Origin of the sequence: Caballeronia telluris, assembly GCF_001544495.1 — a bacterium.
GTDB classification, from domain to species: Bacteria; Pseudomonadota; Gammaproteobacteria; order Burkholderiales; family Burkholderiaceae; genus Caballeronia; species Caballeronia telluris.
The window spans coordinates 230,974-244,898 of record NZ_FCNZ02000007.1 but is presented as its reverse complement, the minus strand read 5'-3'; the positions used below and the strand labels follow the sequence as shown (position 1 = coordinate 244,898).

Annotated in this window: 10 protein-coding genes; 3 read left to right on the top strand and 7 right to left on the bottom strand. The window is 65.6% G+C overall.

Annotation, left to right across the window (positions count from 1 at the left end):
- Positions 1–8 precede the first annotated feature (8 nt).
- On the bottom strand, positions 9–1,940 hold the full coding sequence (gene abc-f / locus AWB66_RS11735) for a ribosomal protection-like ABC-F family protein (protein ID WP_087630463.1): 1,932 nt from the start codon (positions 1,938–1,940) through the stop codon (positions 9–11).
- Positions 1,941–2,085: 145 nt separating this feature from the next.
- Here abc-f and AWB66_RS11730 point away from each other — a divergent pair, with 145 nt between their 5' ends.
- Complete coding sequence (locus AWB66_RS11730) at positions 2,086–2,565, top strand: glutathione peroxidase (protein ID WP_087630462.1); 480 nt, start codon at positions 2,086–2,088, stop codon at positions 2,563–2,565.
- A 4-nt stretch (positions 2,566–2,569) separates the two neighbouring features.
- Here AWB66_RS11730 and cls read toward each other — a convergent pair whose 3' ends face one another.
- The 6 genes from cls to dapC all read right to left on the bottom strand — a co-directional run bounded on the left by cls (position 2,570) and on the right by dapC (position 8,786).
- Positions 2,570–4,048 carry a cardiolipin synthase gene (cls, locus tag AWB66_RS11725; protein WP_087630461.1) on the bottom strand — a complete coding sequence of 493 codons (1,479 nt, stop codon included), beginning with the start codon at positions 4,046–4,048 and terminating at the stop codon, positions 2,570–2,572.
- A gap of 158 nt (positions 4,049–4,206) precedes the next feature.
- The gene (gene prmB / locus AWB66_RS11720) at positions 4,207–5,091 is read right to left on the bottom strand and encodes a 50S ribosomal protein L3 N(5)-glutamine methyltransferase (protein WP_087630460.1); all 885 of its coding nucleotides are present in this window, start codon (positions 5,089–5,091) and stop codon (positions 4,207–4,209) included.
- An 18-nt stretch (positions 5,092–5,109) separates the two neighbouring features.
- A complete protein-coding gene (gene dapE / locus AWB66_RS11715; protein WP_087630459.1) occupies positions 5,110–6,249 on the bottom strand; it encodes a succinyl-diaminopimelate desuccinylase in 1,140 nt (379 codons plus the stop codon).
- Positions 6,250–6,331: 82 nt separating this feature from the next.
- Positions 6,332–6,691 (bottom strand): ArsC family reductase, encoded by a 360-nt coding sequence (locus AWB66_RS11710; RefSeq protein ID WP_062639822.1) that lies wholly within the window; start codon positions 6,689–6,691, stop codon positions 6,332–6,334.
- Positions 6,692–6,693: 2 nt separating this feature from the next.
- Positions 6,694–7,533 (bottom strand): 2,3,4,5-tetrahydropyridine-2,6-dicarboxylate N-succinyltransferase, encoded by an 840-nt coding sequence (gene dapD / locus AWB66_RS11705; RefSeq protein WP_087630458.1) that lies wholly within the window; start codon positions 7,531–7,533, stop codon positions 6,694–6,696.
- A gap of 29 nt (positions 7,534–7,562) precedes the next feature.
- Entirely contained in the window at positions 7,563–8,786 is a 1,224-nt protein-coding gene (gene dapC / locus AWB66_RS11700; RefSeq protein ID WP_087630498.1) for a succinyldiaminopimelate transaminase, read from the bottom strand.
- A 409-nt stretch (positions 8,787–9,195) separates the two neighbouring features.
- Between dapC and AWB66_RS11695 the strand changes: the two genes are divergently transcribed.
- Together AWB66_RS11695 and smc are read left to right on the top strand one after the other, a co-directional pair.
- Complete coding sequence (locus AWB66_RS11695) at positions 9,196–10,146, top strand: DMT family transporter (protein WP_087630457.1); 951 nt, start codon at positions 9,196–9,198, stop codon at positions 10,144–10,146.
- 244 nt (positions 10,147–10,390) lie between these two features.
- On the top strand, positions 10,391–13,909 hold the full coding sequence (gene smc, locus AWB66_RS11690) for a chromosome segregation protein SMC (RefSeq protein ID WP_087630456.1): 3,519 nt from the start codon (positions 10,391–10,393) through the stop codon (positions 13,907–13,909).
- Positions 13,910–13,925 lie beyond the last annotated feature (16 nt).

Sequence of the window (13,925 nt, the reverse complement as noted above, 5' to 3'; positions counted from 1 at the left end):
GGGACGCTTCAGCCGATCTGCTCCAGTTCGTCGTGCGCTTCGAGCCATTCGTGTTCGAGCGTGTCTAGCCGCGCGTTCACGTCGGCCTGCCGGCGGATCGAATCGGTCAGCTTCGTCTTCATGGCCGGCTCGTAGCTCGCCGAATCGGCGACGAACGCATCGAGCGCCGCCTTCTCCTTCTGCAACGCGTCCATTTCCTTCTCGATCTTCGCGATTTTCGATTGCAGCGGCTTCTTCAGATGCGACAGCTTCTGCCGCTCCTGCGCCTCCAGCCGGCGCTGCTCCTTGCGGCTCTGCGACGAATCCTGCCCGCCATCGGCCGAGCCGTTCGCGTCCTTCGCCGCGGCGCGCGCTTCGGCGGCGTGCTGCAGGAGCCAATCGCGATAGTCGTCGAGGTCGCCGTCGAACGGCTGCAGGCGGTGCTTCGCGACCAGCATGAAGATGTCGGTGGTCGCTCTCAAGAGCGCGCGGTCGTGCGAGACCAGGATCAGCGTGCCCTCGAACTGCGCGAGCGCCATCGTCAGCGCGTGGCGGGTTTCGAGGTCGAGGTGGTTGGTCGGCTCGTCGAGCAGGAGCAGGTTCGGCTTCTGCCAGATGATCAGCGCGAGCGCGAGTCGCGCCTTCTCGCCGCCGGAGAACGGCGCGATCTTCGCGGTCGCCATCTCGCCAGAAAAATTGAAGCCGCCGAGGAAGTCGCGCAACTCCTGCTCGCGCGTGTCGGGCGCGAGGCGCGCGAGATGCTGGATCGGGGAATCGTCGGGACGCAGGGTTTCGAGCTGATGCTGCGCGAAATAGCCGATGCGCAAGCCCTTGCCCTGGCGCACGGTGCCGGAGAGCGCGTCGAGCGTCGCGGCGAGCGTCTTGATGAGCGTCGACTTGCCTTGTCCGTTCGCGCCCAGAAGACCGATGCGCTGCCCGTTCTGGATCGACAGCGTCACGTCTTCGACGATCGGCACGTCGCCGCTTTCCGTGTGATAGCCGCAACGCACTTCGTCCATCACGATCATCGGATTGGGCGCGGCATCGGGCGTGCGGAATTCGAACGTGAACGGCGAACTCGCGTGCGCGGGCGCGATCAGTTCCATCTTTTCGAGCGCCTTCACGCGGCTTTGCGCCTGCTTCGCCTTGGTCGCCTTCGCCTTGAAGCGGTTGATGAAGCTCTGCAGATGCTCGACCGTCTTCTGCTGCTTCTCGTACGCGCTCTGCTGCAACGCGATCTGCTGCGCGCGCAGGATTTCGAACTGACTGTAATTGCCGCCGTAGCGCTTGATCTGCCGGTTCTCCAGATGCAGCGTGACGTTGCAGACCGAATCGAGGAATTCGCGGTCGTGCGAGATCACGATCAGCGTTCCCGGGTAACGATGCAGCCAGTCTTCGAGCCAGACGATCGCGTCGAGGTCGAGGTGGTTGGTCGGCTCGTCGAGCAGGAGCAGGTCGGAGCGGCACATCAGCGCCTGCGCGAGATTCAGGCGCATGCGCCAGCCGCCCGAAAAGCTCGATACGGGCTCGCGCGTCTGAGCAAGCGTGAAGCCGAGACCGAGCAGGAGCGCTTCGGCGCGCGCGGGCGCGGTGTATCCGTCGGCATCGGCGAAGGCGGCGTGTTCGTGCGCTTCCGCCGCGCCGTCGTGAGCCGCCGAAGCCGCCGCGATGCGCGCTTCGATCGCCCGCAACTGGGCGTCGCCGTCGAGCGTGTAGTCGAGCGCGGTGCGATCGACCGCCGGCGTGTCCTGTGCGACGTGCGCGATCTGCCACGAAGGCGGCATCGAAAAATCACCGCCGTCCGCGTGCAGGTCGCCGCGCAGCACGGAGAAGAGCGTCGACTTGCCCGCGCCGTTCGCGCCGACGAGACCGGCTTTTTCGCCCGGATTGAGGGCGAACGTGGTCGCATCGAAGAGCGGTTTGGTGCCGCGGGCAAGGCTGAATTGGTTGAAGCGAATCACGACGTGACGACCGGGCTTGAGGGAAAGCGCTATTTTAGACCGATGCATCGCCGCCGCGCCCTCGGCCGTTCGGCCTACGCCATCCGGCTAGATGTCGTGCGCGGAGCTTTTCGCTTAGACTGGATTTTTTCCGGCGGAGCATCGTATGGACACTCTCTACGCCTTTCAGGCAGAAACGCTCGACGGCAAAACCGTCGGGCTCGACCAATACAGCGGCAAGGTGCTGCTCATCGTCAACGTGGCGAGCGAATGCGGGTTCACGCCGCAATACAAGGGTTTGCAGGATCTGTACGCGCGCTATGCGGCCCGTGGGTTCGAGATTCTCGGCTTTCCGTGCAACCAGTTCGGCAAGCAGGAACCCGGCGACGCGGCGCAGATTGGCAGCTTCTGCGAGAAGAACTACGGCGTCACGTTCCCGATGTTCGCGAAAGTCGACGTGAACGGCGCAAATGCCCATCCGCTCTACAAGTACCTGACCGAGAAGGAGCCAGGCGTGCTCGGCATCGAGGCGATCAAGTGGAACTTCACGAAGTTTCTCGTTGACCGCAACGGCAACATCGTCAAGCGTTTCGCGCCGATCACGAAACCCGAAGCCATCGCCAACGACGTGGAAAAGCTGCTGTAGCTGCTCAGAGGATCGGAGAGAAGAGGCGCGCGACGTGCATCGCCATGCGACGCCACGCGGGCGAGCCGCGGTAGTCGTCGGGGCCGATTTCGTCGGAGAGCGCGAAGTCGTCGAGCAACATGCCTTCCACTTCGCCCGCGAAACGCCGGTCGACGGTCAGCACCATGATCTCGAAGTTCAGGCGAAACGAGCGATTGTCGAGATTCGCGCTGCCGATGGCGGCGGCGATGTCGTCGACGAGCACGACCTTCTGATGCAGAAAGCCCGGCCGGTAGCGAAAGATGCGCACGCCGGCGAGGATCGCGTCGTACGCGTAGAGCTTCGATGCCGCGAACACCACGTGATGGTCGCGCCGGCTCGGAATCAGGATGCGCACGTCCACGCCGCGCATGACCGCGAGCCTCAGCGCCGAGAACACGGCCTCGTCGGGAATCAGGTAAGGCGTCGTGATCCAGACGCGCGTGCGCGCCGCGCTGATCGCTTCGACGAAGAAAAGCGAGCAGGTTTCCTGCTTGTCGGCGGGGCCGCTCGCGAGGACCATGCAATGCATGTCGTCCGGGCAGCGCGTGCTCGGGCCGACTTCCGGCAGGCGCTGGGTCGCCCAGTACCAGTCTTCGATGAAGACGAACTGGATGCTCGCAACCGCCGGGCCGCGCACCTCGATGTGGGTGTCGCGCCACGGCGAGAGCCGCGCATTGCCGCCGAGATACTCGACGCCCACGTTGTGGCCGCCGACGAACGCGCGCTCGCCGTCGACCACGACGATCTTCCGATGATTACGAAAGTTGATCTGGAAGCGGTTGACGAACACGCGCTTGGTCGCGAACGGATGGATTTCGACGCCGGCCTGTTGCAGCGCGCTCACATAGCGGTGCGGCAGGTCGAAGCTGCCGATGCTGTCGTAGAGGAAATAGACGCGCACGCCCGCCTGCGCCTTCGCGATCAGCATGTCCTTGAGCAATTCGCCGAGCGCGTCCGCGCGCACGATGAAGAACTGGACGATCACGTAGCGCTCGGCCCGTTCGATCGCTTCGAGAATGGCAGAGAAGGTCGCGTCGCCGTTGATCAGCACGCGCACGGCGTTGCCGCGCAAAAACGGCATGCCGGAAAGGCGCGTGAGCGTGCGGATGACCGGATGGCCGAGGTATTCCGCCGGGCCGGGCGCGGCCACGCCACGGGCGCTGGAGATGTCAGGAAAGGTGCCGGTTTCGGTCGCGTCGCCGGATTCCCACTCGGTGGGATGCGAGCGGTTGCGCAGGATTTCGTTTTCGAGACGCCGCTCGTCGATATACCCGGCGAACTTGCTGCGTCCGAGAAAGAGGTAGGGAATGAGCGTGAAATACGGCATCGCGACGAGCGACACGGCCCACGCGACCGCGCCCTGCGACGTGCGCGTGTTGATGACGGCGTGCACCGCGGCAATCGCGCCGAGCACGTGTGCCGCCATCACGAGAGTGCCGAGGTGAAGCCAGTCTAGTTGCATGGATGCGCGCGGCCAAGCGTGGCTTCGGTTGGCGATGAACCGGGAAAACGGCCGGCGCAGCGTTGCGATGCAAGGCGCCGGTCGGCGATGCGTCATCTTACCGAAGGCGGCGCGTTCGATGCCGTCTCAATAATGCCGCCCCGCGCGCAGATCCTGTGTCAGTCCGGCAGGTCGGCCGCCTGGATCAGGAAGACGTTGTCGTCGCCGGCGCTGGTCGAGAGCCAGACCAGATCCAGCCCGCCGAGCGATGCCTCGACGTTCTCGCGCTCGTTGCCGATCTCGACGACGAGCACGCCGTCCTCGGTCAGCCACTTGCGCGCTTCGCCCACGATCCGCCGCACGACGTCCATGCCGTCCGCGCCGCCCGCGAGCGCGAGTTCCGGCTCGTGACGGTATTCGGCCGGCAGGTTGCCCATCGCGGTCGCGTTCACGTAGGGCGGGTTCGTGATGATCACTTCGTAGCGGCCGCCCGGCAACGGCGCGAACAGATCGCCTTCGTAAAGCGCGATGCGCTCGTCGAGGCCGTATTCGTCCACGTTGCGATGCGCGACTTCGAGCGCGGGCGCCGAAATGTCGACGGCGTCGATGTCCGCGTTCTGGAACGCCTGCGCCGCGAGAATCGCGAGGCACCCGGAGCCGGTGCACAGTTCGAGCACGTGCGACACCTGGTCCGGATCGGCGACGTACGGCTGCAAGCCGTCCTGCAGCAGTTCGCCGATGAACGAACGCGGCACGATCACGCGCTCGTCCACGTAGAAGCGGTGTCCGTGCATCCACGCTTCGTGCGTGATGTACGCGGCCGGCACGCGATCTTTCGCGCGGCGCTCGATCACCTTCATGACGGCGTCGATTTCGGTGTCGAGGAGGCGCGCGTCGAGGAACGGGTCGAGCGTGTCGAGCGGGAGGTGCAGCGTGTGAAGAATCAGATAAGCGGCTTCGTCGTACGCATTCGACGAGCCATGGCCGAACGACAGTCCGGCCTCGGTGAAGCGGGATACCCCGAAGCGCAGCAGGTCGCGCACGGTGGTGAAGGGCAGCGCCATCGCAAGGCTCCTTTGTTCTCAGGCGATCAGTTGTTCGAGCACGCGCCGGTACACGTTCTTGAGCGGCTCGATGAATTGGATTTCGATATGTTCGTCGATCTTGTGGATGCTGCCGTTCGGCGGCCCGAATTCCACCACTTGTTCGCAGATGCGCGCGATGAAGCGCCCGTCCGACGTTCCGCCCGTCGTAGACAACTCCGTGCGCACGCCGGTTTCATCGAAGATCGCGGTTTCGAGCGCGTTCGAAAGCGAGCCGCGCGGCGTCAGGAACGGCAGGCCGCTCACGGTCCAGCTGAGGTCGTAGTCGAGTTCGTGCCGGTCGAGAATTGCGTGGACGCGGCGTTGCAGGCCTTCCACGGTGCTCGCCGTCGAGAAGCGGAAGTTGAACAGCAGTTCCGCGTGGCCCGGGATCACGTTCGTCGCGCCGGTGCCGCTCTTCAGGTTCGAGACCTGCCAGGTGGTCGGCGGAAAGTATTCGTTGCCTTCGTCCCAGTGCTCGGCGACGAGTTCGGCAAGCGCGGGCGCGAGCAGGTGAATCGGATTCTCGGCGAGGTGCGGATACGCAATGTGCCCCTGCACGCCCTTCACGACGAGCTTGCCCGACATCGAGCCGCGCCGCCCGTTCTTGACCATGTCGCCGAGCGTGGCCGAGGACGTCGGCTCGCCGACGATGCAGTAGTCGAGCCGTTCGCCGCGCGCCTTAAGCGCCTCTATTACTTTGACGGTGCCGTCGGTCGCCGGGCCTTCCTCGTCGCTCGTGATGAGGAACGCCAGCGAGCCGCGATGCGCGGGATGCGCCGCGACGAATTCCTCGCTCGATACGACGAACGCCGCGATCGACGTCTTCATGTCCGCCGCGCCGCGTCCGTAGAGCTTGCCGTCGCGATGGGTCGGGGTGAAGGGCGGCGAGCTCCATTGTTCGAGCGGACCGGTCGGCACGACGTCGGTGTGGCCGGCGAACGCGAGCAGCTTGCCGTCGGCACCTTGCGTGCCGCGCTTCACCGCCCACAGGTTCGTGACGCCGCCCGATTCGATGGTCGCGCAGTCGAAGCCGATCGCGCTAAGCCGCTCGACGAGGAGCGCCTGACAGTTCTGATCGTCGGGCGTGACGGACGCGCGCGCGATCAGGTCTTCGGTGAGGAGGAGGGTGCCGGACATTATTCGAGCCACTTTGAAATGAAAAATGCCGGCGCGGCGGCCGGCAGTCGGATTAATCGGCGCAAACGGCGCAATCGGCGCTTCAGTCGAACAGCGTTTCGTACTGCTCGGCCGAGAAGCCGAGCGTCTTCACGCGGCCGTTCACGACGACGACCGGCCGCTTGATGATCGACGGCTTGTGGATCATCAGCGCGATCGCGCCGGCGGTCGTGCCGGCTTCGGCCTTGTAGGTGTCGGAGAGGCCGCGCCAGGTCGTGCCGCGCCGGTTGATGAGCTCATCGAGCGACACGTCCTTCAGCCAGTCCTGCAACAGCGCGGTCGAGACGCCCGCTTTCTTGAAGTCGTGGAATTCGAACGGCACGCCGTGTTCTTCCAGCCACACGCGCGCTTTCTTCACGGTATCGCAGTTCGGGATGCCGTAGACGACCGTCTTCTTCGCCACGATCAGTCGCCTCGCAAGAGCTCGTTCAGGCCGACCTTCGCGCGCGTCTTGGCATCGACCTTCTTCACGATCACCGCGCAATAGAGGCTGTGCGTACCGTCCTTCGAAGGCAGGTTGCCCGCGACCACGACCGATCCCGCCGGAATGCGGCCATACGTGACCGAACCCGTTTCGCGATCGTAGATCTTCGTGCTCTGGCCGAGATAGACGCCCATCGAAATGACCGAGTTCTCCTCGACGATCACGCCTTCCACCACTTCCGAGCGCGCGCCGATGAAGCAGTTGTCCTCGATGATGACGGGGTTCGCCTGCAGCGGCTCCAGCACGCCGCCGATGCCCACGCCGCCCGACAAATGCACGTTCTTGCCGATCTGCGCGCACGAGCCGACCGTCGCCCAGGTGTCGACCATCGTGCCTTCGTCGACATACGCGCCGATGTTCGTGTACGACGGCATCAGCACGACGTTCTTCGCGATGAACGAGCCGCGGCGCGCGATGGCCGGCGGCACGACGCGAAAGCCGCCCGCCGCGAAGTCTTCGGCGGTGTAGTTCGCGAACTTCGACGGCACCTTGTCATAGAACTGCGTGTAATTGACGGACCCGCCGCCCGCCGGCATCGGCGCGTTGTCTTCGAGGCGGAACGACAGCAGCACGGCCTTCTTGAGCCACTGGTTCACGATCCACTCGCCGTCCTTTTTCTCGGCCACGCGCATTTCGCCACGGTCCAACTGCTCGATGGCGCGAGCGACGGCGTCGCGCACTTCGGCGGGCGCGGCTTTCGGCGACAGTTCGGCGCGGTTTTCCCAGGCGTTATCGATGATCTGCTGAAGTTGTTGCGACATGTCGGTGGTATCGGTAAGGAAGGATGGATTTAGGCGGCACGCGCGAGCGTGCGGCAGAACTCGACGATGCGGCGCGCTCCCTCGACGCATTCGTCGACGTCGGCGACGAGCGCGATGCGCACGAACCCCTCGCCGGGATTCGTGCCGTGCGCGGTGCGCGCGAGAAAGGAGCCCGGCAGAACCGTCACATTATAGTCGGCGTAGAGACGCGCCGCGAACTCGGTGTCCGTCAGGCCGGTGCGCGCGACGTTCGCCCAGAGATAGAAGGCGGCGTCGGGCAGGCGCACGTCCAGCACGTCCGCGAGCATCGGCGTGACGGTCGTGAATTTTTGCAGATACTTCGCGCGGTTGTCACGCACGTGCGTTTCATCCTGCCAGGCGGCGATGCTCGCGGTCTGGAACACCGTGGAGAGCGCCGCGCCGTGGTAGGTGCGGTACAGCAGGAAGTCCTTCAAGATCGACGCATCGCCCGCGACGAAGCCCGAGCGCATGCCCGGCACGTTCGAACGTTTCGACAAGCTCGACAGCATCACGAGGCGCTCGAAGCCGCGCCCGAGCCGGTGCGCCGCTTCCAGGCCGCCGAGCGGCGGCGCGGCTTCGTCGAAGTAGATCTCGGAATAGCACTCGTCGGAGGCGATCACGAAGCCGTGGCGGTCCGACAGCGCGAAAAGTTCGCGCCAGTCGTCGAGCGTGAGCACGGCGCCCGTCGGGTTGCCCGGCGAGCAGACATAAAGCAGTTGCGTGCGCGCCCAGATGTCGGCGGGGACGGCCGAGTAATCGCAGGCGAAGTTGCGCGCCGGGTCGCTGTTCACGAAGTACGGCTCGGCGCCCGCGAGGAGCGCCGCACCTTCGTAGATTTGGTAGAACGGGTTCGGACAGAGTACGATCGGCGGTTCGGCCGCGTTCGTCGACCGGCTGTCGATCACCGTTTGCGCGAGTGCGAAGAGCGCCTCGCGCGAGCCCGATACCGGCAGCACTTCGGTGGCGGCATCGACGGCGGGAAGGTGGTAGCGCGTCTTCACCCACGCCGCGATGGCCTGCCGCAGCGGCTCGCTGCCGAGCGTCGCCGGATACGACGACAAGCCGCCGAGCGCATTCACGACGGCATCGCGAACGAGCGCGGGCGTCGGATGCTTCGGCTCGCCGATGCCGAAGCTGATCGGCTTGACGCCGGCACGCGGCTCGATGCCCTTGAAGAGCGCGCGCAGCTTCTCGAACGGATACGGCTGGAGTTTCTGAAGAAGAGGGTTCACGGCGAGGTCGTCGGACGGCGGCAAATGAGGACTTGGCACGGCTTGCTTGGGCGACGGCCGGAGCGGTGGGCGATCGGATGTCGCGGCACGGGACCGGGAATCGGCGGCAGCGGGCCGCGGCTCGGGATACCAGGAAAGCGCTCCCGCAATTGACGCGGGAAAGCGTTCGATTATACAGCGGCGCATACGGGCGATTCGGACCATACGGGCCGCCGGGCCGCGCAGAAAGCGGTTCGCCGACGGCGAGCGAGGTCTGCGGATGAATGATGGAGCAGTGAATGCAGTCGATTGAAACAGGAAGCATCGCGTCGCGGGCCGCGCAGAGGCAGACGGTCGTGAGGGACAAGTGTGCGCAAGCAGACTCGCTTCGCGTGGCTATACACCAAGGGGAGCACCAAGGTGAGCCGCGATGAGCCCGCGCCTCGCGAACACGCTGCCCACGCTCGCGATCATGCTGGGCGCGTCCGTCTGGGGCCTCGTCTGGTATCCGATGCGCATGCTGGCCGCGCTCGGTCTCACCGGCACCGCCGCCAGCGCGACGACGAGCGCCGCCGCCTGCCTCTTCGTGCTGATCGTCCGGCGCCGGGCGATCGCGTCGATGTCGTGGCACTGGTTGCTCGTCGCGCTCGCGCTCGCCGCCGGCGTGACCAACATCGGCTTCGTGTGGGGCGCGATCCACGGCCAGGTGATGCGCGTGCTGCTGCTCTTCTACCTGACGCCCGCGTGGACCGCGCTCTTCGCGCATTTCATCCTGCATGAGCGGCTCACGCGATCGGGTGTCGCGCTCGCGGCGCTGTCGCTCGCGGGCGCGATGGCGATGCTCTGGTCGCCCGAACTCGGCATGCCGCTGCCCGCGAATCTCGCCGAATGGGCGGGCCTCATGGGCGGCATGGGCTTCGCGATGAGCAACGTGCTGATCGTCAAGGTGAGCCGCGTGCTGCCGGACCTGAAGCCCGAAATGCGCACCGCGACCATCTTCGGCGGCGCGGCGATCGTCGCCGCGTTCGCGACGCTCTTTGAAGCGATGCCGAATCCGCCCGCCGCCTCGCAGATGGGCATGGTCGCGTTCATCGTGATCGGGCTCGGCGTCGTGCTCGCATCGAACAACATGCTGGTGCAGATCGGTCTCGCGAAGGTGCCGGCCAATCGCGCGTCGATCATCATGCTGTTCGAACTCGTCGTGACGGCGCTTTCCGCATGGTTTTTCGCGGGCGAAGTGCCGGGCCCGCGCGAATGGGCGGGCGGCGCGTGCATCGTCGTGGCATGCGTGCTGTCGAGCTGGGTGCATCGCGACAATGCGCCCGCCGGGCCGCCCGGCGAAGCCGCCGCCAAAAAGAAATCGACACGCGCGATGGTATGATTGTGACCGCTCGCGAAGGCCGTGCCGACCCGTCAATCGGACGATTCCGCAAAGCGGTTCTAAGTCGTTGATTGCACGTGTTTCGCGCGACGGCAGCGTATTGATCGCAGCCTTGAGCACGCATCAGGCCCGAGAGCAATTCGACCGGCGACGGCCACGCCGCGCATGATCCAGAGCGCGCGAGAAGGCCCGCCGGCCCGTATCAGAGATACGCCAAGCATTCTTTTCCAACAGCGATATCGCCGTGCGTCTGACCTCGATAAAACTCGCTGGCTTCAAGTCATTCGTCGATCCCACGCATTTCCAGGTCCCCGGCCAGCTGGTCGGCGTCGTGGGACCGAATGGCTGTGGCAAGTCCAACATCATCGACGCCGTGCGCTGGGTGCTCGGCGAATCGCGCGCCTCGGAGCTGCGCGGCGAATCGATGCAGGACGTGATCTTCAACGGCTCGACGGCGCGCAAGCCCGGCAGCCGGGCCAGCGTCGAACTGATCTTCGATAACGCCGACGGCCGCGCCGCCGGCCAGTGGAGCACCTACGGCGAAATCGCCGTGAAGCGCGTGCTCACGCGCGACGGCACCTCCAGTTACTACATCAACAACCTGCCGGCACGCCGCCGCGACATCCAGGACATTTTCCTCGGCACGGGTCTCGGCCCGCGCGCCTACGCGATCATCGGGCAGGGCATGATCTCGCGGATCATCGAGGCGAAGCCGGAAGAACTGCGCGTGTTCCTCGAAGAAGCGGCGGGGGTGTCGAAGTACAAGGAACGGCGTCGCGAAACCGAGAATCGTCTGCATGACACGCGCGAAAATCTGACGCGCGTCGAAGATATTGTTCGTGAGCTGAGCGCGAATCTCGAAAAACTCGAAGGGCAGGCGGTCGTCGCGACGAAATACAAGCAGTTGCAGGCTGAGGGCGAAGAGAAGCAGCGTCTGCTGTGGCTTTTGCGCAAGAACGAGGCGGGCAACGAAGCCGAGCGCCAGCAGCGCGCGATCCGCGACGCGCAGATCGAACTCGAAGCGCAGACTGCGCGTCTGCGGGAAGTGGAAGCGCAACTGGAGACGCTGCGCGTCGCGCATTACAGCGCGAGCGACGCGATGCAGGGCGCGCAGGGCGCGCTCTACGAAGCGAATTCCGAAGTGAGCCGGCTGGAGGCGGAGATCCGCTTCATCGTCGAGTCGCGCAATCGCGTGCAGGCGCAGATCGCGGCGCTCACGGCGCAGCGCGAGCAATGGCAGATGCAGGCCGAGCGCGCGCGCGGCGAGATCGAGGACGCAGAAGAAGCGCTGAGCATTGGCGAGGAAAAAGCGGCCATCGCGCAGGAAACGGCGGCCGCCAGGCACGACGAACTGCCCGCGCTCGAAGGGCGCTGGCGTGACGCGCAGACGCAACTGAACGAAGAGCGCGGCGGCATCGCGCAGACCGAGCAGGCGTTGAAGCTCGAAGCGGCGCATCAGCGCAACGCGGACCAGCAGCTTCAGCAATTGCAGCAGCGTCACGAGCGGTTGAAGACGGAAGCGGGCGGCCTCGACGCACCCGACGAAGCGCAACTCGAAGAGTTGCGCATGCAGCTTGCCGAGCATGAGGAGATTCTCGCGGACGCGCAGGCGCGTCTCGCGGATGCGCAGTCCACGCTGCCGCGTCTGGACGGCGAGCGCCGCGCGGCGCAGGAGCGCGTGCAGGCCGAAAGCGCGCAGAACCATCAACTGGAAGCGCGGCTTGCCGCGCTGAAGCAGCTTCAGGAAAACGTCCAGACCGAAGGGAAGATCCAGCCGTGGCTCGACAAGCACGAGCTGGGCGGTCTGCCGCGCCTCTGGAAGAAGCTGCATATCGAAGCGGGCTGGGAGACGGCGCTCGAAGCCGCGCTGCGCGAGCGGATGACGGCGCTCGAAGTCTCGAATCTCGACTGGGTAAAGGCGTTCGCCACCGACGCGCCGCCCGCCAAGCTCGCGTTTTACGCACCGCCGCCAGCCGGCCGGCCTTTGGAGACGCCGCAAGGCCTGCGGCCGCTCTTGTCGCTCGTGCGCATCGACGATCCGGGCATTCGCGCGGTGCTCAACGACTGGCTCGGCACGATTTTCATCGCCGACGATCTCGCCCAGGCGCTCGCCGCGCGTGCGCAACTGCCCGAAGGCGGGGCGTTCGTCGTGAAGGCGGGGCATATGGTTTCGCGCGTCGGCGTTGCCCTGTATGCGGCCGATTCCGAACAGGCCGGCATGCTCGCGCGCCAGCAGGAAATCGAAAACCTCACGCGTCAGGTGCGCGCGCAGGCGCTCCTCGCCGACGAAGCGAAGGCCGCCGCCGTGCGCGCCGAGGCCGCGCACACGCAGGCCTCGCAGGCGCTCACGGATGCGCGCTCGGCCGCCGAGCGCGCGACCCAGCGCGTCCACGCGCTGCAACTCGACGTGCTGAAGCTCACGCAGGCGCACGAGCGTTACACGCAGCGCAGCACGCAGATCCGCGAGGAACTCGAAGAGATCAAGGCGCAAATCGACGAACAGCGCGCGCTCAGGGCGGAATCCGAAGCGAATTTCGAGCGTCACGACGCCGAACTCGCCGAACTGCAGGCGCGTTTCGAAGACAACCAGCTCGCCTTCGAAGCGCTCGACGAGTCGCTCACGAACGCGCGCCAGGAAGCGCGCGATCTGGAACGCGCGGCGAGCGACGCGAGCTTCGCGGTGCGCGGTCTCGCGGCGAAGATCGAGGAATACAAGCGCAACATCGACACGGCGCACGACCAGAGCGAACGCGTCGCGGGTGCGCTCGAAGACGCGCGCGCCGAACTCGAAACCATCAACGAGCAGACCGCGCAAACCGGTTTGCAGGACGCGCTCGACATCCGCGCGGCGAAGGAAGAGACGCTGCACGCGGCGCGCATCGAACTCGACGACCTGACCGCGCGCCTGCGCCAGTCCGACGAAGCGCGCCTGACCGTCGAGCGTTCGTTGCAGCCGCTGCGTGAGCGCATCAACGAATTGCAGTTGAAAGAGCAGGCGGCGCGCATCAGCGGCGAGCAGTTCGTCGAGCAGTTGCAGGCGGCGGGTGTCGACGAAGCCGAGTTGCAGGCGAAGCTCACGCCGGACATGAAGCCGTCGTACCTGCAGGGCGAGGTCACGCGTCTGAGCAACGCGATCACGGCGCTCGGGCCCGTCAACATGGCCGCGCTCGACGAACTGGCGGCGGCCACGCAGCGAAAGGAATTCCTCGACGCCCAGTCGGCCGACCTGAACAGCGCGATCAACACGCTGGAAGACGCGATCCACAAGATCGACCAGGAAACGCGCGCGCTCCTGCAAGGCACCTTCGACGAAGTGAACCGCCATTTCGGCGACCTGTTCCCGCGTCTTTTCGGCGGCGGGCAGGCAAAGCTCATCATGACCGGCGACGAAATTCTCGACGCCGGCGTGCAGGTGATGGCGCAGCCGCCCGGCAAGAAGAATTCGACCATCCACTTGCTTTCGGGCGGCGAAAAGGCGCTGACGGCCACCGCGCTCGTCTTCGCGATGTTCCAGTTGAATCCGGCGCCGTTCTGCCTGCTCGACGAAGTGGACGCGCCGCTCGACGACGCCAACACGGAGCGGTTCGCGAACCTCGTGCGCGCGATGGCCGTCAAGACGCAGTTCCTGTTCATCTCGCACAACAAGATCGCGATGGAAATGGCACAGCAGCTGATCGGCGTGACGATGCAGGAGCAGGGCGTGTCGCGGATCGTTGCCGTGGACATGGAATCCGCGGCCGGATTCGCACAGAATGCTGGCTGAAAGACTTTGAACCCGA